Source organism: Marinobacter maroccanus (assembly GCF_002933275.1).
Taxonomy (GTDB): Bacteria; Pseudomonadota; Gammaproteobacteria; order Pseudomonadales; family Oleiphilaceae; genus Marinobacter; species Marinobacter maroccanus.
Map to the genome: position 1 here is coordinate 111,981 of NZ_PSSX01000003.1, position 17,707 is coordinate 129,687.

Annotated in this window: 17 protein-coding genes; 6 read left to right on the top strand and 11 right to left on the bottom strand. The window is 58.2% G+C overall.

Features of this window, described 5'->3' with window-relative positions:
- Positions 1-158: 158 nt before the first annotated feature.
- From pdxH to KEHDKFFH_RS05155, 5 genes are read left to right on the top strand one after another with little or no spacing between them, the layout of a single operon-like run.
- On the top strand, positions 159-794 hold the full coding sequence (gene pdxH / locus KEHDKFFH_RS05135; RefSeq protein ID WP_104320917.1) for a pyridoxamine 5'-phosphate oxidase: 636 nt from the start codon (positions 159-161) through the stop codon (positions 792-794).
- Positions 763-1,521, top strand: a complete 759-nt coding sequence (locus KEHDKFFH_RS05140; protein WP_104320918.1) for a 4'-phosphopantetheinyl transferase family protein — start codon at positions 763-765, stop codon at positions 1,519-1,521. Before pdxH ends, KEHDKFFH_RS05140 begins: the two co-directional genes overlap by 32 nt.
- 39 nt (positions 1,522-1,560) lie before the next feature.
- Positions 1,561-2,142: a DNA-3-methyladenine glycosylase I gene (locus tag KEHDKFFH_RS05145; protein ID WP_104320919.1), complete on the top strand. Its 582-nt coding sequence runs from the start codon at positions 1,561-1,563 to the stop codon at positions 2,140-2,142.
- 57 nt (positions 2,143-2,199) lie between these two features.
- On the top strand, positions 2,200-2,505 hold the full coding sequence (locus KEHDKFFH_RS05150) for a DUF6482 family protein (protein ID WP_104320920.1): 306 nt from the start codon (positions 2,200-2,202) through the stop codon (positions 2,503-2,505).
- A complete protein-coding gene (locus tag KEHDKFFH_RS05155) occupies positions 2,502-2,960 on the top strand; it encodes a DUF3429 domain-containing protein (protein WP_104320921.1) in 459 nt (152 codons plus the stop codon). Before KEHDKFFH_RS05150 ends, KEHDKFFH_RS05155 begins: the two co-directional genes overlap by 4 nt.
- 21 nt (positions 2,961-2,981) lie before the next feature.
- Here the strand turns inward: KEHDKFFH_RS05155 and KEHDKFFH_RS05160 are convergent, their stop codons facing one another.
- The 8 genes from KEHDKFFH_RS05160 to KEHDKFFH_RS05195 form a co-directional block, all read right to left on the bottom strand.
- Complete coding sequence (locus KEHDKFFH_RS05160) at positions 2,982-3,980, bottom strand: sigma-70 family RNA polymerase sigma factor (protein ID WP_104320922.1); 999 nt, start codon at positions 3,978-3,980, stop codon at positions 2,982-2,984.
- A 138-nt stretch (positions 3,981-4,118) separates the two neighbouring features.
- The gene (locus KEHDKFFH_RS05165) at positions 4,119-5,561 is read right to left on the bottom strand and encodes an aspartate kinase (RefSeq protein ID WP_104321097.1); all 1,443 of its coding nucleotides are present in this window, start codon (positions 5,559-5,561) and stop codon (positions 4,119-4,121) included.
- 50 nt (positions 5,562-5,611) lie between these two features.
- Positions 5,612-6,880, bottom strand: a complete 1,269-nt coding sequence (gene ectB, locus KEHDKFFH_RS05170; RefSeq protein ID WP_104320923.1) for a diaminobutyrate--2-oxoglutarate transaminase — start codon at positions 6,878-6,880, stop codon at positions 5,612-5,614.
- Between the two features lie 207 nt (positions 6,881-7,087).
- Positions 7,088-7,603 (bottom strand): diaminobutyrate acetyltransferase, encoded by a 516-nt coding sequence (gene ectA, locus KEHDKFFH_RS05175; RefSeq protein WP_104320924.1) that lies wholly within the window; start codon positions 7,601-7,603, stop codon positions 7,088-7,090.
- A gap of 149 nt (positions 7,604-7,752) precedes the next feature.
- On the bottom strand, positions 7,753-8,703 hold the full coding sequence (locus tag KEHDKFFH_RS05180) for a metallophosphoesterase family protein (protein WP_104320925.1): 951 nt from the start codon (positions 8,701-8,703) through the stop codon (positions 7,753-7,755).
- A gap of 4 nt (positions 8,704-8,707) precedes the next feature.
- Positions 8,708-10,111, bottom strand: a complete 1,404-nt coding sequence (locus tag KEHDKFFH_RS05185) for a sodium:solute symporter family transporter (RefSeq protein ID WP_104320926.1) — start codon at positions 10,109-10,111, stop codon at positions 8,708-8,710.
- A 443-nt stretch (positions 10,112-10,554) separates the two neighbouring features.
- Positions 10,555-11,526, bottom strand: coding sequence for a radical SAM protein (locus KEHDKFFH_RS05190; protein WP_104320927.1), 972 nt, complete (start codon positions 11,524-11,526; stop codon positions 10,555-10,557).
- Complete coding sequence (locus tag KEHDKFFH_RS05195; protein ID WP_104320928.1) at positions 11,513-13,702, bottom strand: FAD-dependent oxidoreductase; 2,190 nt, start codon at positions 13,700-13,702, stop codon at positions 11,513-11,515. Before KEHDKFFH_RS05195 ends, KEHDKFFH_RS05190 begins: the two co-directional genes overlap by 14 nt.
- Positions 13,703-14,047: 345 nt before the next feature.
- On the opposite strand from KEHDKFFH_RS05195, the gene KEHDKFFH_RS05200 reads away from it, so the two are divergent.
- Positions 14,048-15,220: an ADP-ribosylglycohydrolase family protein gene (locus KEHDKFFH_RS05200; protein WP_104320929.1), complete on the top strand. Its 1,173-nt coding sequence runs from the start codon at positions 14,048-14,050 to the stop codon at positions 15,218-15,220.
- Between the two features lie 16 nt (positions 15,221-15,236).
- Here KEHDKFFH_RS05200 and KEHDKFFH_RS05205 read toward each other — a convergent pair whose 3' ends face one another.
- From KEHDKFFH_RS05205 to KEHDKFFH_RS05215, 3 genes are all read right to left on the bottom strand, one after another.
- Positions 15,237-15,929 carry a TVP38/TMEM64 family protein gene (locus KEHDKFFH_RS05205; protein ID WP_104320930.1) on the bottom strand — a complete coding sequence of 231 codons (693 nt, stop codon included), beginning with the start codon at positions 15,927-15,929 and terminating at the stop codon, positions 15,237-15,239.
- A gap of 76 nt (positions 15,930-16,005) precedes the next feature.
- Positions 16,006-16,857, bottom strand: a complete 852-nt coding sequence (locus tag KEHDKFFH_RS05210) for a UDP-2,3-diacylglucosamine diphosphatase (RefSeq protein WP_104320931.1) — start codon at positions 16,855-16,857, stop codon at positions 16,006-16,008.
- 183 nt (positions 16,858-17,040) lie between these two features.
- Positions 17,041-17,664, bottom strand: coding sequence for a YbhB/YbcL family Raf kinase inhibitor-like protein (locus KEHDKFFH_RS05215; protein ID WP_104320932.1), 624 nt, complete (start codon positions 17,662-17,664; stop codon positions 17,041-17,043).
- Positions 17,665-17,707 lie beyond the last annotated feature (43 nt).

A 17,707-nucleotide genomic window follows, 5' to 3' on the forward strand; every position in this document is an offset into this window, starting at 1 on the left:
GACAGAAATACGAGTTCGCTGTGAACCGGGTCTCATTTTATTGTTGGATTTATGTAACCGATTCAGACATAAGCAGCGCTGACAGACAGGCCTGAACCCGATATGCTTCGGAGTCGTATTTATCCCGGCCCAGTTAAACTCGAAGGAGAGGAAAAATTATGGACATCGGCGATATGCGTCGTGATTTCGAGAGCGAGGGGCTGGATCGCGACGCGCTGGACGGTAATCCGGTCAGGCAGTTCCAGACCTGGTTTGAAGATGCCCGGGAGGCAGGCATTCTCGAACCCAACGCCATGTCGCTGGCGACCGCGGGGCGGGATGGCATGCCGGACCTCCGCACGGTATTGCTGAAATACTTCGACGACCAGGGGTTCGTTTTCTATACCAACTACGGCAGCCGGAAAGCCCGGGAAATGGAAGAAAACCCCCAGGCGGCCCTGCTGTTCCCCTGGATCGGACTGAATCGACAGGTACGGATCCAGGGCGCCGTCGAAAAAGTCAGCAAGGCCGAATCCCTGCGCTACTTTGCATCGCGACCAAGGGGCAGCCAGATTGGCGCCTGGGTTTCCGAGCAGAGCAAGGCCATCACCTCCCGAGGACTGCTCGAACAGAAGGTGGCTGAGATCAAGCGAAAATTCAGCGATGGCGAAGTGCCCCTGCCCAGTTTCTGGGGCGGTTATCGAATTGTCCCCGACCGTATTGAATTCTGGCAGGGCCGGCCCAGCCGGCTTCACGATCGCTTTGAATATGTGAGGGAAGGCGATGGCTGGCTCATCCAACGACTTCAGCCCTGATGCCCGCCCATCTGTCTGGCTTTGCCACCAGACAGATGGGCCAGAGACGGCCCACCCGAACTGGCTGAGCGACTATGAACGCCAGACAGCAAGTAAATTCAGCGGCCCCCGGGAACGGGAGTACCTGTCCAGTCGCTGGCTGATTCGCCAGGCCATTGGCAAGTCAGCTAAGGTCTCTCCAGAACTTTGCTGCCCGGTGTCGGGACGCCCCAATGCCTCGGGCACGCCTGAAGGCTGGCAACTGTCTCTCAGTCACAGCCAGGGTCTCTCCGCCTGCGCCACCCGTGCAGGCTCACCCATTGGACTGGATCTGGAGCCTTGTCAGCGCCATGCTCAGTGGCAGAAAGTGGTGAAACGCTGGTTCTCTCCCGTCGAACAGGAATGGTTGTTCCGGGAGGACGACTCCAACACGTTCCTCAAGGTCTGGACCCTGAAAGAGGCCTGGTTAAAAGCAACCGGAAGAGGTATTGCCGGCAACCTGCAGACACTGGAAGTAAGGAAAAACTTCGAGATCTACGGCGATCAACCCGAACAGGACTGGCAGGCGGCCTGCTGCTACATTGAAGGCTATCTGGTGACCGTAGTGTACCGGGGAATCCGGCCGGTATGGCCGGAGCTCACATTACTTGAGCCGCCACCACACGACTTTGCCCTGGTGGATGCCGAGCCCATGGAGGCCTCTTGGGAGCCGCTGTTCCAGCGCACTATTCGCCGTAAAAGCCCGTAGGACAAATCCGGGCCAAATACAGAAAACACAGGTCGATGTATGGATAATCCCGAACGCTGCCCATGGTGCGGCGACGACCCACTTTACGTTCACTATCACGATACCGTGTGGGGCCGCCCCGAATACGATGACCTCGCATTGTTCGAAAAACTCTGCCTGGACGGCCAGCAGGCCGGCCTGAGCTGGATCACCATCCTGCGAAAACAGGAGAATTACCGAGCGGCCTACGATAACTTCAATCCGGAAAAGATCGTACGCTACGACGATTCCCGGGTAGAGGAGCTGCTGACCGACCCGGGCATCATCCGCAACCGATTGAAGGTACAGTCGGTAATCAAGAATGCCCGGGGCTACCTGGATCTTCTGGACCGAGGTATTGGTTTCAGCGATTTTCTCTGGTCCTTTGTCGAGAACCAGCCGATTCAGAACCAATGGCGTTCATTTTCCGAGGTTCCCACCGCAACCCCCGAATCTGAAGCCATGTCGAAGGCGCTGAAACGATCCGGTTTTACCTTTGTGGGCCCCACCATTGTCTACGCCTTCATGCAGGCCACCGGCATGGTGAACGATCACCTGGTTCAGTGCCCGCAGCACCGGCAATGCTATTTACTGAGCCAATGATCTCAATAGGCCGGGGGGTCGTAAGTTCTGGAGTGTTTCAAACCCCGGAGCTTTACTGTGCGAATCACCCTCGACCAACTCAGAAGCCTGCAGAGCCCTGTTATCGATCTGCTTGAGATTCTCTCGCTTGAGGGCCAACACTACATGGCCCGCCTGAGTATGGATGGACAGCCGCTTCTTCTTTCCGATAAAAACGGGACCACCAGCCTGTTCCGCAGTGCCTGGCAGATACAGGATACCCTGGCCTCCTTCGATATCCGGGAAACCCAGGTGGTGCACCCCTCGGCTTACCATGAAATGGTTGGCATGGATCCGTCAGAAATTGAACCCATGCGAATCAGGGTGCAGAGGCAGAAAACGTGATCGCAGTAGCAAGACTTGCCATCCTGGTCGGCATCGCCGGACTGATTCCTTTTATCGGCCTTCTGGCGGGGCTGTTTTTCATGCCCCAGTACAGCGTGGCGCTGGTTGGCTATTTCTATCTTTACAGCGCAGGCATTCTTGCGTTCATGGCCGGCGTTTACTGGCCCATCGCCATGCAGCTGGATAACTGCTGCTATCCCCTCTCGCCTCTGATTACCATGTTACTCAGCCAGGTGTTTTTCGTGGCTGCGGGCGTTGGTCTGCTTTTGCCTGTTGCCGGCCAGATTGTGCTCTATACCAGCGCCTATCTGGCACTCTACCTGGTGGACGCACGTTGGATGAGAGTGTACTGGCCGGTCTGGTATCTGCGGCTTCGACTTCTTCTGACCTCGGTCGTGCTGGTCTGCCAGCTCACAGCGGCCGCCTGGTTCTTTCTTCTCCACGCCGCACACTGATGGATTGCGGGCATTTGATGATCAGGCTCCAAATGCATCTTCGGGAGTTTCAAAGCGGCTCTGCAATTTCCGCAACGCTGTTTTCTCGATCTGTCGCACCCGTTCACGACTGATACCCAGGTCATCGGAAATCACCTGCAGAGTTTCCGGCTCCGGCAAACCCAGACCGTACCGGCGCGACAGGATATCCTTCTCCCGATCACTCAGCTCGCTGAGCATGGACGTCAGGGTTCTGCGGCGATCCCTGTCGGACATCGGATGATCCGGCGCCATCTGGTCACCGGCATCCAGGCTGTCGCCCAGGGTAACCGAGCCATCTTCCACCAGTGGCACGTCCGTGGACAGTTCTCTGGTCGCCAGCGCTCTCAGTTCACCAATCCTGGACGGACTGGCTTCCATCTCCCGGGCCAGCTCCGATTGCGAGGGTGTCCGACCGAGGCTCTGATGCATTCTCAGGGACACCTTGTGCAGCTGACGAATCTCGTCTACCACGTTCTCCGGTGTGTGCACCAGACGGGTTCCCCGCTGCAGGCAGCGTTTGACTTCCTCACTGATCCACCAGTAGGCATAGGTCGAGAACCGGAAGCCTTTGGTAGGATCAAAACGCTCCACCGCCTTGATCAGGCCAACGTTGGCGTCCTGAATGAGGTCAGACATGGGGATACCGTGCTGACCGTAACGACGGGCGATATGAACCGCCAGGCGCAGGTTGCTCTGGATCAGCTTGCGACGACAGGCGGTAGCCAGATGGAAAGCACGGCGACATCGGGAGGAAAACGCACAAGCATCTCCAAGGCTGCCAATCACTTCCCGGAACGTCTGCGGAGTCTCCTCCGGCAGAGCCAGTTCGGTACTGATGATTCGGTAGCACAGTGTCAGTTTGCGGGAGAGGCGGCGTTCGGCCTCATCTGTCAGCAGTTCATACCGGGACGCATCCCTGAAGTACAGCCCGACCAGGGAATCCCTTTCACCATCGTTGGGCGTTGTCGGAGACGGTCCCAGCCTGTCGGTCTTAGGCATGACTAGGATACCGGTCAGAATTTACACCAAAGAATACGATGTGCCGGTGCTGATGGATTTACCGGGGGAGGGTCAGTAAAAACCCACAGGCGACACGAACGGTCGGCCTGTGGGCATTACTTGCGAGGCTGCAGCGACTCAGGCTGCGACAATGGCGTACTCGTGGTTGTGTGGCTCGATCAGAACGCCGTGCAAGGCGACGATGGCCTTCTCGTAGTCATCCTCATCCACCACAAACTGGATATCCACCTGACGCATGCACTGGTGCAGGGCCAGAATGCTGATTTCCTCATCCGCCAACGATTTTACGGAGCGGGCCAAAATGCCCGGCACCTTCATATCGCTGCCGATGGCGGAGACCACAGCCACCTTGCGGGTATTGATTTCCGCGTTGGGAAACTCTTCCTTCAGCGCCTTGACCACCCGCTTGACGTGTTTCAGGGTGCTGCCCACGTAATGGGTAATGGTGTTGGCGTTGGTGTCCTTGGACATGAACCGAACCTTGAAGCGGCTCAGCACGTCCAGAATACGACGGTCGGAACCCGGCTCGCCCTGCATGTCCTGATCGAACACTTCCACGGCGAAGACGCCCTTGGCACCAGCAATGATTTCCACCTGGGGCTTCTCACTGACGTAATCGCCGGTGATCAGGGTACCCGTGTGTTCCGGCTCGAAGGTATTCATTACCCGCAGCGGAATTTCGTTCTGGCGCATGCCCTTACCGGCACGGGGATGAATTGCCTCCATACCCAGATTGGCCAGTTGGTCCGCCACGTCGTAATTGGTACGCCCCAGGGGAACCACCTTGTCTGCGCCCACGATGTTGGGATCGGCGGAACTCAGGTGGTATTCCTTGTGGATAATCGCCTCACGGGCCTCGGTGATCACGGCCACCCGGCTGAAGGTCATCTCGCTGTAACCGCGGTCGAAGGTGCGCATCAGACCTTCCTTGCACTGGGCGTAACCGGTCACGATGGGCAGCTCACGGGTGAGATCCACGGCGTCGAAAGCCTGCTTGAGCTTTTCGTCCAGCGGCAGCAGTTCGTTATCGCGCCAGCCGGTCAGGTCCACAAAGCGGGCATTGATGCCTTCCTGCTGAAGTTTCAAAGCGGTATTGAAGGCACTGTGTGCCTCGCCGATACCGGCCAGCATTTCGCGCACTGTCAGCAGGTGTTCTTCCAGCTGGAACTGGCCGTAGGAGCACAGGCGCTGCAGGTCGATCAGGCAGCCCCGAACGCCCTCGATACGGTCGGTAATGAACTGGTCCGCCTGCTGCTTGAGCATCGGATCCTCGAACAGTTCGCCGTTGATATCGGTCAGGAACTTGACCAGTTTGGTGAGGTCGTCACCCCAGGCCCAGTCTGACTCGGCATCCGCAAACAGGGCATAGACGCCCGGCTCACCGGTCTTCTTGTGTTCAAGCAGCTCGTTGGTCACACCACCGTAGGCAGAGACCACGAAAATTCGCTGATACAGGTCGTCCTTCTTTCGATTACCGATGATGATGTTATCTCGGACGGCCTCGTAGTTACTCATCGACGTACCGCCGATCTTTTCAACGGTATGTTGTTGGCTGGTCATAGTTTTGCCTTTGCTATCCTGCAGCATGAATGTCCGGAGGTGCGGGCGTCTTAAGACGCCTCGCTAAGCCCTTCCTGCATGATTTCGTCCACACTTTTCGCCAGCAGGGCTGCCCCTTTCTTCAGGTCTTCCTCACTGGTCGTCAGCGGCATCAGGCACTTGATGACTTCATCGTTCGGACCACTGGTCTCGATGATCAGGCCGTGCTCGAAGGCACGTTTGGTAATCGGGCCTGTGATATCCGCGTGGGTTGCTTCAATGCCACGCATCAAACCGCGCCCCTTCATTTTGAACTGACCGGGGTACTTGTCGCAAATCGCCTGCAGCGCATCGCCCAGAACCTTGGTCTTGGCCTTTACCTCGTTGGCAAAGGCGTCGTCTTTCCAGTAGGTCTCAACAGCGGTCCGTGCGGTAATGAACGCCATGTTGTTACCACGGAAGGTACCGTTGTGCTCGCCCGGATCCCAAACATCCAGTTCCGGCTTGAACAACACCAGCGCCATCGGCAGACCGTAGCCACTGAGGGACTTGGAAACGGTTACGATGTCCGGCTTGATACCGGCAAATTCAAAGCTGAAGAACTCACCGGTGCGGCCATTGCCCGCCTGGATATCATCCAGAATCAGCAGAATATCGTGCTTCTTGCACAGTTCGGACAGCCCCTTCAGCCATTCCGCGCGACAGGCGTTCAGACCACCTTCGCCCTGAACCGCTTCGACGATCACCGCCGCCGGCAGTTCAAAACCGGAGGAGCCGTCGCTCAGCAGTTTGTCCATAATCGCCAGGGTATCAACATCGTCGCCCAGGTAGCCGTCGTAAAACATGAAATCGACATTACCCAGTGGCGTGCCAACGCCGCCCCGGTGGTGCTTGTTACCGGTGGTGGCAACGGCACCCATGGTGACGCCGTGGAAACCATTGGTGAACGAGATAATGCCACTGCGGCCTTTGACCTTGCGGGCCAGCTTCAGGGCCGCTTCCACACAGTTGGTGCCGGTGGGGCCAGTAAACTGCATTTTATAGTCCAGGCCACGGGGATCCAGAATGTGCTTCTTGTAGGATTCCATGAAGTCGTGTTTGGCCGTGGTAAACATGTCCAGGCCCTGGCTCACGCCGTCTGCCTCGATGTACTCAAGCAGTGCCTTCTTCAGAATGTCGTTGTTGTGGCCGTAGTTCAGAGACCCGGCGCCGGCGAGAAAATCCAGGTATTCCTTGCCATCTTCGGTGTAAAGGTGCGCGTTCTTGGCGCGGTTGAAGATAACCGGAAACGCACGGCTGTATACACGTACTTCGGATTCAGTCGACTTGAAAATTTCCATCGTCTTGCCTCTTAGCATGTCAGGTTCGAGGTAGATGCGCGGTGGCTTATCAAAATATGCGGATGCGGTCGCGATAGGCCTACCGTGCGTTGATTAAAGCCTTGTGACAGACCTACCTCAGTGGTCCGCCGGCTAATTCAAATCACAGCTTTACAGTCGTTCACAGCCCCGCAATTACATCACGGGGCCGATCCTGGACCGCGGCTCTCAGGCTGGCTTCGTGAAAGGCCCGATGCGCAGCAGAAATTCGGAATCATGCTGCCCGCCGAAATGGGTCTCTTTCTCGAAATGCTCGTGGTAGGTGAGCTCAGCTCCCATATCACGGGCAAATGAACGGAACAGCGCCCATGAGGCCTCGTTGTCTTCGGTGATGGTCGTCTCCATGTGGGTGACGTTCTTGCATGCATCACGGCCAACGATTTCTTTCAGCATCCGTTTGGCGAGGCCTTGTCCACGACCTTTTTCGTGAACTGCCACCTGCCAGACAAAAACGGTATCGGGCTGTTGGGGAGGGATGTATCCGGAGATAAAGCCGACCAGATCGCCTTCCTTCTCCGCGGCCACGCCGGTTTCGGCAAAGTGGCTGCACTGCAACAGGTTGCAGTAAATCGAGTTGGGGTCCAGCGGCGGGCACTCTGCCACCAACTGGTGGAGCCTGAAGCCATCATCCTTCACGGGTGTGCGAAGCGTGATGGCGGTGGTATTCGATCCTTCTGATGTCATAGCGTGATCAGTTCGTGGCAAAAAGTTAGTGTTGAATTATATAGACCACAAAATATATTTCAAGTACAGCTCAAAACCCGCCTGCGGCAAGGCCCCAACTCACTCTCTCAGAATAGACCGGATTGAAGCATTCGCCAGTGACAAAATGGTTAAATTAGTGAAGGGAAAATCACATCGTCGGCACTCAGTGAGGTGCCAGTCAGAATCCGGTTCCGATAGGACACGGCGGCGGGCGAGCCCGCCGGCCATAACCGGTCAAACTCCGGCAGCCAGGCCTCAAGGGGGAAGGATACCGGCAGCAGAGAGACATGCAGGCCCTGGCGCTCAATTCCGGCAACAGGCTCAATGGCAGGGCTGGAGAGACCGATTCGGGTGATCAGCCCGCGCGGGTCCGATTGCAGATTGCCCATACCCGCAGACCCATTGTTCACAACTACCCGACTCTGCTCACCCACCAGACCCGACCAGAGTACCGGCAGACAGGTATGGGTAGAGGCAATCACATCGGCCCCCGAGGCCAGGAACCATTCTGAGAGCTTGCCATCGTTACCCTCGCCAAAGGCTTCGTAAGCCAACCCCCATCCGGCCAGGGACTCTGGATCACCATGCACCACCAAAACCTTTAGGCCTCCAAAGATCAGGCATCGATACCTTGGCAGCAAAGACAACCGCCGCTGGATATCCGGATGTTCCCCGGCAATGCTCTGAAGCCGTTCCATGATCCGGTTCGACCGCTCCACCACGCCCTGATCAACAAAATCCGGATAGGCGCAACCGCAGCCAGCGCCGGCACTGGGATTCGCCAGCTCGTAGTCCACATTGCCCAGACTGACCGTGTGATCCAGAACCCGGTTATTAATGGTCCGGAACAGGCTGTCGCTGGCGTTAAACCAGTTGAAGTCGCCATTGAACACCAGCTTCACCCGATGCCCCTGCCACTCTTCCGCCAGCGCCATCTGCTCGATTTCATCCAGCGCCCACGGATTGCCATACAACCCGCCGACGATATACAGCACATCCTCGGAGACCGGACGGGCGTCCTGGCACAGGGACTCGGCAGAGTACCGATACGCCAGCGGACAGCTACGGCCCTCGCTCATGGTTTCAGGCCTCCCCCGCCGCCAATGACCGCCCGGCAAGACGCCGTAGCAGCAAAGGCGCAAAGAAACCGGCGGTACAGATCAGGAAGCCGTAGGCGTTCACGCCCAGCAACATGGCGTATTGGCCATCGCCAATCGCCCAGCTCGCTGGAATCAGCCCAACCGCAAGCAAGACCCCGAGCCCCAGACCAGTCCAGAAGCTCAGATGGAAACTCCAGGGCGACCACTTGGTGAAACCGTAGAACAGGAACACCGGTGCCAGCCCCATCACCATGGTGCCGGAAATGGTAGTGGCCTTGAGGATATCGGTACCGGCAAACATCGGCAGGTTGCCCAGAAATGCAAAGATCACCATCACAACCGCACCCACCCGCATGCTCGGCAGTTTGTCAGACGCGCGCTTTGCGAGCCGGGGCAGATCCACCGCCAGAGATTTGGCCAGGGAAGTAAAGGTGGAATCCAGGGTGGAACCGGCCGATGTCATCATCACCACACTCATGAAGAACAACGCCGCCAGCCCCAGGGACTGCCCCACCGCCGCCGGCGCATTGCCCATGGCCTCAATGCCGTTAAGCCGGGCGTGGACACCCACCAGACTGAAGATAAACACCGCGACAAACCCCAGCAGCCCGGCGATCACAAAGCTCTTGAGCATGGTCTTTTCCCTGTTCACAAAGCCCCGGTCGGTCAACACCGGATCGTGGAACGGATAGCTGAACAGCTGCAGCAGGGCCACCAGCAAGAGGTCGAAGCCGGCATTGAGCCGGAACTCGCCATTGGTCAACAGGGCGCTGGTGTCGTTGGCCGGAATAATCAGGAACAGCACGGCACCCACAAAGAACACAAACACAAAGGCCTGAATCACATCGGTGAAAATCGACGACCGCAGCCCACCCTTCAGGCTGTAGGCCAGGGTAAACACCGTAAACAGCATCGCCGCCGCGTAATACTCCCACTCACCGGGCAGCCCGAAATAACCGCCAACTACCGCAGTGTTACTCCAGACCTCGTTATAAAGCCGGATCAGAATCGCCGCCGCAAATGCCAGACTCGCCAACCGACCAAACCGGGAAGTCAGAAAATCCTGCAAACTCCGCGCCCCGGTCTGAGTCCGGATCAGGTAAATCACATACCCCGCCACCGGAATCGACAGCCAGTAACTCGCATAAGCCAGACCACCTACCACACCATAAGCCGCACCCAGGTTCGCCGCATTGGTCACCGACTTGGCAAAGATCCAGCTGATAAAAATGCTCGCCGTCAGCGACCACTGCCCAACCGGGTTGCCCTGGTCATCCGCGCCTTTATAGAACGAATTCGCGTTCTTGCTCTTGGGCGACAGCCAGTACATCACAACGCCGTACACCAGCAGAAATCCCCAGAACAGGGAGGCCTCTGTGAAGTTCATGTTCTCGTTCCTTTGTTCTTTGGTTCCGGGGCTTATCCCGGGGTTTCTGGTTTCGGTGCTTTTCGGGGCAGGCCGGTAGGGGGTTCAAAAAAACGCCCGTGAACCCGTCCATGGGGGGCTTGGTCGCGCCGTCCCTGGCGCTCCACATTTTTTGAACCCCCTACCGGCCTGCCCCTTGTTCAACCTCAGTTCTGGTATCCCCGACAACGGACTTGGCCGTCAAACCATTCGGGCGGGTGGTTTAATCTCTTTTCCTTTCTTGTATTTCCTTCCCACTCAGCAACCGAATAGCACAGCCGTACCCGCGGTCTGGGTGGTGAGGTTATTTTCCCGCCAGGAAAAAGATGTCTGAGCGAAGCGAGTTGTTTTTCCCAAGGGAAAATAACCTCACCTCCCAGGCCGCCAATGACCAGCAATCAGTCCTGAGAAGTCCCACACCAGAATCAAGCCGGCGCCGAACAACTAGCCCCAAAGCGGTAACAGGAAAAACACCGGTGATGCCGCAACATAATGCGCTCATCCATACTCTCGGCCAGCGTACCGCCGAGGTCATACTGCGGATCATCATCCACCAGCGTGCAGGCATACACCCGAACCTGATCGCCCTTCTTCACCAACATCCGCGTATACGTGCACATAAAGTGCGAACGCGCTTCCTTCGTTGGATACTTCTCCATGCAGGTCTCGGTAATCTCCGGGCTGCCGTCTTCCGACCCGGGGGTACCCAGATCCGGAAACGCGGTAAACGCCAGGTTCTCCGGAATCTTCCATTCCCGGAAGATCTCACGGAAGGCCGCCTCGACATCCGCCGGAATCTCCTCCGGATCCGTCTGGCGAGCAATGGACACCTTGAAACCCTGTTCGATCAGCCAGTGGATGCCCTCCAGTGCCTGGTCGAAGCTGCCGTCACCGCGATCCTTGTCGTGCCGGGCGCGGTCGGGGAAATCCAGGCTGACCCGGAAGTGGATCGGGTAGGGGTTATCCAGCAATGGCAGCACCTGATGCCGGCGTTTCAGCAGCGGCTCGGTGGCGTTGGTGAGCACGAAACAGGGCCGGTGCTGGCTGGCGTAATCCAGGATATTGACGAAATCGCGGATCACGAAGGGCTCACCGCCGGTGAAGGAAAACTGCTCCACACCCATGTCGATGGCTTCGTGGATAAACGGCTTCACGTCGCTGAGTTTCATGCCCGGAATGCGGCCGTCGCCGGGGTGCGAGCCTTCCAGGCAGAAGGGGCAGGCCAGATTGCAGGCGGTGCCGGTGTGGATCCACAGTTCTTTCAACTTGTCCGCATCAATGTAACCCCGGGGGGCACCGTTGCGGGTATGGGTCCAGCTATCGCGGGCCCGGGGTTCCAGGACTTCCACGGCCGGAATACGTGCACTGCGGGCCGGTCTGGTTTCAGTCAGGGGCATAGATGCTCCTCGGTGTATTCGTGTTTTTCCCACGGCGCCAGCCATGGAGCTTCTCCAGCAGCTTCAGGATACCTTCGGGCGCATGGGCCCGTTTCCATTCACCGGCGGCATACTTGGCTGACTCGTTCCAGGTCGGGTACGGGTGAATGGTGCCCAGGATCTTGTTCAGGCCAAGGCCATGCTTCATGGCCAGGGTGAACTCGGCCAGGATTTCCCCGGCGTGGCTGCCCACCACAACGGCGCCCAGAATCTTGTCCTTACCCGGCGGGGTCAGCACCTTGATAAAGCCATGGTCCTCGCTCTCGGCAATGGCCCGGTCCAGATCATCCAGACCATAGCGGGTGACCTCATAGGCCACACCCTGGGCCTTGGCTTCGGCTTCACTGAGCCCCACCCGCGCCACTTCCGGCGAGGTAAAGGTCACCCAGGGCATCACCCGGTAGTCCACCTTGAATCGCTTGAACTGCCCGAACAGACCGTTCACCGCCGCGTACCAGGCCTGGTGCGCCGCCGCGTGGGTGAACTGGTAGGGGCCAGCCACATCACCGCAGGCAAAGACGTTCGGGTACCGCAGGCTCATATCCTCTTCCACCGGAACGGTTCCGTTCGGCAGGGTATCCACGCCAATCCGCTCCAGATTCAGGCCAGTGGTGTTGGCGGCGCGACCAACAGCGACGAGTACCTGGTCAAAAGGAATGCGCACCCGCTCACCCTCGTGCTCGCAGTAGGCAACCTTCTCTCCCTCTTCTATACGGAACTCCACCGCAGAATGTTTCAGCCGGACATCCACACCGTCTGCCTGGAACTGTTTCACAATCAGTTCGGAGACATCCACATCTTCCTTGGCCAGCAAACGCTCGCCCATTTCAACCTGGGTCACCTTGCTACCCAGCCGAGCAAATGCGTGGGCCAACTCGGAGCCAATCGGACCACCGCCCAGCACCAGCAGACGTTCCGGCTGCTCCTGCAGATCCCAGAGATTATCGGAAGTCAGCGGTTGCATCTCTTTCAGGCCGGGAATCGGGGGTACCGCCGGCTTGCCACCGGTGGCTACGACGATGCTGCGGGCAGTCAGGCGTTCGGTGCGGCCATCATTGTGCCGGACCTCAAGCTCCCAGGGCGACACGAAGCTGGCTTCGCCGGCAATGCAGTCGACACCCAGCTTGCGGTAACGCTCCGGGGAGTCGTGGGGCTCCACTTTCGCGACAACATCTTTGACCCGGTTCATGATGTTTTTGAACGAGCCTTTGACGGGCACCGATTCCAGGCCGTAACGGTTGGCATGACGCAGGGTATCCGCCGCTTTGGCACTGCGGATCAGGGCCTTGGAGGGCACACAGCCGGTATTCAGGCAGTCGCCACCCATCTTGTGCTTTTCAATCAGCGCCACCTTGGCTTTCACTGCCGCCGCAATGTAGGCGGAGACCAGACCGGCAGAGCCACCGCCGATGACCAGCAGGTTGTAGTCAAAATGCTCGGGCTTCTGCCAGCCGGCATACACCTTGCGGCGGCGAATGAAGCCCACCACAAACTTGGCGATCAGCGGGAACAAACCCAACAGGGCAAAGGACAGCAACAGATCGGCGGAGACGATGTCGCCGGTGGACTGGATCTGGCCCAACTGGGTGCCAGCGTTCACATAAACAAAGGTGCCGGGCAGCATGGCAATCCAGCTCACCAGAGCGTAGGTACGCAGCTTCATGGCCGTAAGGCCCATGGCCAGGTTGATCAGGAAGAAGGGGAACACCGGTACCAGGCGCAGGGTTGCCAAGTAGAAGGCACCGTCTTTTTCAATGCCGCGATCCATCTTCGCCACGGTTTCGCCATACCGTTTTCGAAGCGTGTCCCGCATCAGGAACCGGGCCACGAGGAATGCCAGGGATGCGCCGATGGTTGAGGCAATGGAGACGGCTGCCAGACCGTAAAGATTGCCGAAAAAGGCACCACCGGCCAGGGTCATTATGGCAGCGCCTGGCAGTGAAAGTGCTGTTACCACCACGTAAACAGCGACGAAACCCAGCACCGCAACCAACAGATTCTGATCGATCCAGTTACCGAGGGACTGCTGGTTTTCCTTCAGGTTCTCGAGAGTCAGAAGCTCGCTTCCGCCACCGGCAATAAACCCGACAACCACCGCCGCTATCAACGCGACCAGAATCCATTTCTTGAGTGTCATGAAATAATCCTTTCTATCTTGAACGTGATAACGAAGAGACAACCCAATCCCGAAAGTGTTACATCAAACCTTGGGCTCTGTGTTCGTTACCGGCTTACCGTTGTTGTACGTCGTTGGGCAACGCATTGTGTCAACGATTGCTCATGAATATCTAACAATTTGATCACGCACACTCAGGATCTTGCCCGGGGAACTGTTCAGCGGCTTTCAAAACCATACGGCGCTTCCTGAACAATGGCTTGTCTCAGTATGATGGGGACACCGAAGCTAACAAAACGTCCAGATCAGCGAAGTCATCAAATAACCTCCTGATCGGACTTATTAATCGACCCTGGAGGATCTCCGATGGCCCTCGAAATGCCGCACCAGAGAAACGCTGCAATCGCCGCTGCCCTTTGCGGTGGCTGGGTCGCCGACGCTGCTAGCCTGGGTGTGCACTGGCTCTACAACAGCGAGCGCATCGCAGAGGTTGGCGGCCAGGCGCCGGAATTCCTGCCCCCACGGGCTGACTACTACACAAAGGGGTTCGGTTACTTTGCCCATGAAGGCAAGGCTGTTGGCGATGTGAGTCATTATGGCGCTGCCACCGGCGTTCTGACCGACAGTCTACTGGCCAACAACGGCACTCTGGATATCCGCGATTACCAGCGGCGGTTTCGTTCATTCTTTGGCCCCGGCGGCCAGTGGCAGGGATTCATTGATAATCCCACGCGGATCACGCTGGAGAATTTCAATGCCATAGAACGCAGGGCAGTCGAAGAGGCGCAGTCCGGCATGCCGGATGGTCTTACCGATAAACAGAAGCGGATTCTGGTGCAGAAGGTAATGCCCTACACCCGTCGTTTGAGCGGCAGCGAGCTAGCACAACCGGTGCGTGAGGCGATCAGCCTGACCTATAAGGAAAAGAACATTCAGGATGCCGGCGTCCACCTGGCAGAAACCATCGACCGCAATATGGCGCGGGAAAGCGGCGCCGACGACATGCAGCTACCTGCGGTGTCCAAACTGCCGCCACTGGTTGCCGCCCATTGCGGAAACAGCGATCTTATGGACGTTGTGGAAGCAGCCGTGCGGGTAACCAATCACAACGACGATGCGGTTGCCTGGGCAAAGTGCGCAGCGGTACTGCTGGACAGGCTGTTCAGGGGCGAGAGTCTTGCTAGCGCAATGAATGCGGCGATCACCGAAGCACCGGATCAGGCGTGCCTCCAGCGCGCCCTGGAAGCCTCAGAGCTGAACGGCGTTGCTGCCGGCGACGCCTTTGGCCGCACCTGCTACCTGCATGAGGCCATGCCGGTCAGCTTTCACATTCTGAACACCGCCCGGAGCTACACTGAAGCCATTCGCGCCAACATTCATTGTGGCGGTGACTCTTGCGGTCGAGCGTGGCTCATTGGACCCGCCATGGCGGCCATTCACGGTGTTGGCGGTGAGAACGGTATTCCCCTGAGCTGGCTGGCACGGGTAACCGATGCCGCAACTGTCTATCGGGACATTGAATCCCTGTTGAGCATCTGAGCATTCGTACCGGGTATCAAACCCTGCCATCCAGCTGCAGCCAGCGGGAGAGCCGTGAGTGCGGGCGCCGCCTCAGGTACAGGGGCAAAGTACTCATCACCAACAATACCGTGGCGGCCGCCACAACGGTCAGGGCAGGATTGAGCTCGAAGGTATGGCCCAGGCCAGCAAACACAAAGGTCATGGGCAGCATGCCAAGGGCAGTGGCGAGGGCGTAACGCCACAGGTGTATGGCCGTCACACCGGCGGCATAACTGATCAGGGCAAAGGAGAACAGGGGAATGAGCCGGGTCAGGAATACTGCGATAAACAGGAACCGCTGCGAACCCCGGGCCGAGAATACCGGGTTATTTTCAAGCTTCTGCTGAACAGCTTCACGCCCGAGCACCCGCGCCAGGTAGAACGCAATCAGCGAACCGGCCAGGGCGCCCATTACTGCTATCACAGTTCCGTTAAACATGCCGTAAACCAGGCCGGAGGCTGCACTGATCGGCAGAGTGGGTATGGGCCCGACCACGACGGCCAGAATCATCAGGAGCATCAGTAATACCGGCCCAAGTGCACCCTGGCTGGCAAGCCAGTCGGACAGCACCGAAGGTGCAAAGCTGGCAGGCATGCCCAGTTGCCGCAGCAGCAGCCAGATTGCCGCCATCAGCAGCGCGACAATAGCCAGAAAGGAGAGACGGAAAACCAACTGCGAACGGGTCATATGGCCATTCTACCCGCTATCCCGGAAACGGGAAGCGATAGCCGTTGTCCGCAATCAGCCTGAGGGTCCGGAAGGCTCAGCTGGCCAGTCGGTTGACCTGCTCCACAAACGCCGTTGGCAGAGTGTCGATCACCGGCCGGGCATCGCCGCAGACATCCGGGTTCGGAGCATCTGGCTCTTTTGCCAACACTACTGGCGATTCCGACCAGTGCAGCAGCTCCAGTTTGCCGTTCTCCTGCTCCACAAGGGCCGTGCAGTGCTCCACCCAGTCACCGTCGTTGCAGTAAAGTCCTTCTTCGCTGCGCAGGAAGCCCGCGGAGTGGATGTGGCCGCAGATAAAACCGTCGTAGTTGCCCTTTTCCGCTACCGTCAGGGCTGCCAGTTCAAACCGGCGGATGAAGGTGCGGGCCTTGCCGATGCGGCTTTTCACCCAGGCCGCCAGCGACCAGTAGGGCTTGCCCTTGAGCCGGCGCCAGGCATTGAACCAGCGGTTCAGGCGCAGCAGGATGCCGTGGGCACGGTCACCGACCAGAAGCATCAGCGGGCTGCAACGCACCACCTGGTCAAACTGGTCACCGTGGCAGACCATGAACCGGCGGCCGTCAGCCGTGGTATGCACGGCTTTGTATCGAAGCTCAATGCCGGCAATGGTCTGGCCGCAGAACCGGCGCAGGAAATCGTCGTGGTTACCGGGCACGTAGACCACCCGGGTTCCGCTGGCCGCCAGCTCGATAAGCTTATGAATGACGGCCTGATGGGAATCGGGGAAGTGCACCCGTCGCTGCATCGCGATCAGGTCGATGATATCGCCCACCAGGTAGAGGGTTTCGCAGCGGACCTGGTTCAGGAAATCCAGCAGGTACTCCGCCTGGCAGTCCGCCGTGCCCAGGTGTACGTCGGAAATGAAAACGCTCCGGTAGCTCCGCATCTTGTCTCCCGTCTTTCAACCAGTCCGGATGGTGCCACTTTGGCAAGTTCGGGTGACGGGGAAATGACAACGGGGAGACACTTCTGTGACGTTCAGAAAAGAGTCACGGGAGAGAATGCAACAACGATCCGGTAACCCGGGGGGGGGGTTACCGGAATACCATTGCCCGGCGTTTGGTAACGGTTAGCGCAGGTCCGGATTCAGGGTATAGGTGCCCGTTACACGGGCGCTGGCCAACACATGCCCCGCCATGGCTTCGCGCACGTCGTTGCCGTCAAACCCGCCATCGAGGGCGAGCGTATCCACGTCCAGTGCGTGCACTTCGAAGTGGTAGTGATGGATGATCTCATCGTTCCAGGGCGGACAGGGACCATCGTACCCGGCGTAGGTGCCGTTCATGTCGGGATTGCCCGCCAGAAACTGGGTGTAGTTGTTCACGCCGCGGATACCGATAGGGCCGGGACCCGGCTCCTTGCCCTTGGGAATCACGCCATCACTGTCTTCGCCTTCCGGAATCCGGGTGGTGCCGGCCGGCACATCAACCAGCAGCCAGTGGAAAAAATCGACCCGCGGGATGTCCTTCGAGACGGTCTTGCCTTCCTGGTTCACGTCGTCTGCAACGCTGGGCACATCCGGATCGAACATCATCACCACGAAGCTCTTGGTGCCCTCGGGTGCATCGTCCCAGACAATTTCGGGGTTCCGGTTGGGACCGAAGCTCATGTGGTCCTCTTCGCTGTAAACCCCGAATGCGAATTTCTCGGGAATTGGCTGGCCTTCGTCTATGCCTTGAACCTGTAGTTTCACGGCGTTGCCTCCTGTGGTTTTTGGCCTTGGGCTCATTGGACTG

Excerpts from the sequence above, each read along its gene's own strand:
- pdxH (WP_104320917.1), top strand. The coding sequence starts at position 159 with ATGGACATCGGCGATATGCGTCGTGATTTCGAGAGCGAGGGGCTGGAT.
- KEHDKFFH_RS05140 (WP_104320918.1), top strand. The coding sequence starts at position 763 with ATGGCTGGCTCATCCAACGACTTCAGCCCTGATGCCCGCCCATCTGTC.
- KEHDKFFH_RS05145 (WP_104320919.1), top strand. The coding sequence starts at position 1,561 with ATGGATAATCCCGAACGCTGCCCATGGTGCGGCGACGACCCACTTTAC.
- KEHDKFFH_RS05160 (WP_104320922.1), bottom strand. The coding sequence starts at position 3,980 with ATGCCTAAGACCGACAGGCTGGGACCGTCTCCGACAACGCCCAACGAT.
- KEHDKFFH_RS05165 (WP_104321097.1), bottom strand. The coding sequence starts at position 5,561 with ATGACCAGCCAACAACATACCGTTGAAAAGATCGGCGGTACGTCGATG.
- ectB (WP_104320923.1), bottom strand. The coding sequence starts at position 6,880 with ATGGAAATTTTCAAGTCGACTGAATCCGAAGTACGTGTATACAGCCGT.
- ectA (WP_104320924.1), bottom strand. The coding sequence starts at position 7,603 with ATGACATCAGAAGGATCGAATACCACCGCCATCACGCTTCGCACACCC.
- KEHDKFFH_RS05180 (WP_104320925.1), bottom strand. The coding sequence starts at position 8,703 with ATGAGCGAGGGCCGTAGCTGTCCGCTGGCGTATCGGTACTCTGCCGAG.
- KEHDKFFH_RS05185 (WP_104320926.1), bottom strand. The coding sequence starts at position 10,111 with ATGAACTTCACAGAGGCCTCCCTGTTCTGGGGATTTCTGCTGGTGTAC.
- KEHDKFFH_RS05190 (WP_104320927.1), bottom strand. The coding sequence starts at position 11,526 with ATGCCCCTGACTGAAACCAGACCGGCCCGCAGTGCACGTATTCCGGCC.
- KEHDKFFH_RS05195 (WP_104320928.1), bottom strand. The coding sequence starts at position 13,702 with ATGACACTCAAGAAATGGATTCTGGTCGCGTTGATAGCGGCGGTGGTT.
- KEHDKFFH_RS05200 (WP_104320929.1), top strand. The coding sequence starts at position 14,048 with ATGGCCCTCGAAATGCCGCACCAGAGAAACGCTGCAATCGCCGCTGCC.
- KEHDKFFH_RS05205 (WP_104320930.1), bottom strand. The coding sequence starts at position 15,929 with ATGACCCGTTCGCAGTTGGTTTTCCGTCTCTCCTTTCTGGCTATTGTC.
- KEHDKFFH_RS05210 (WP_104320931.1), bottom strand. The coding sequence starts at position 16,857 with ATGCGGAGCTACCGGAGCGTTTTCATTTCCGACGTACACCTGGGCACG.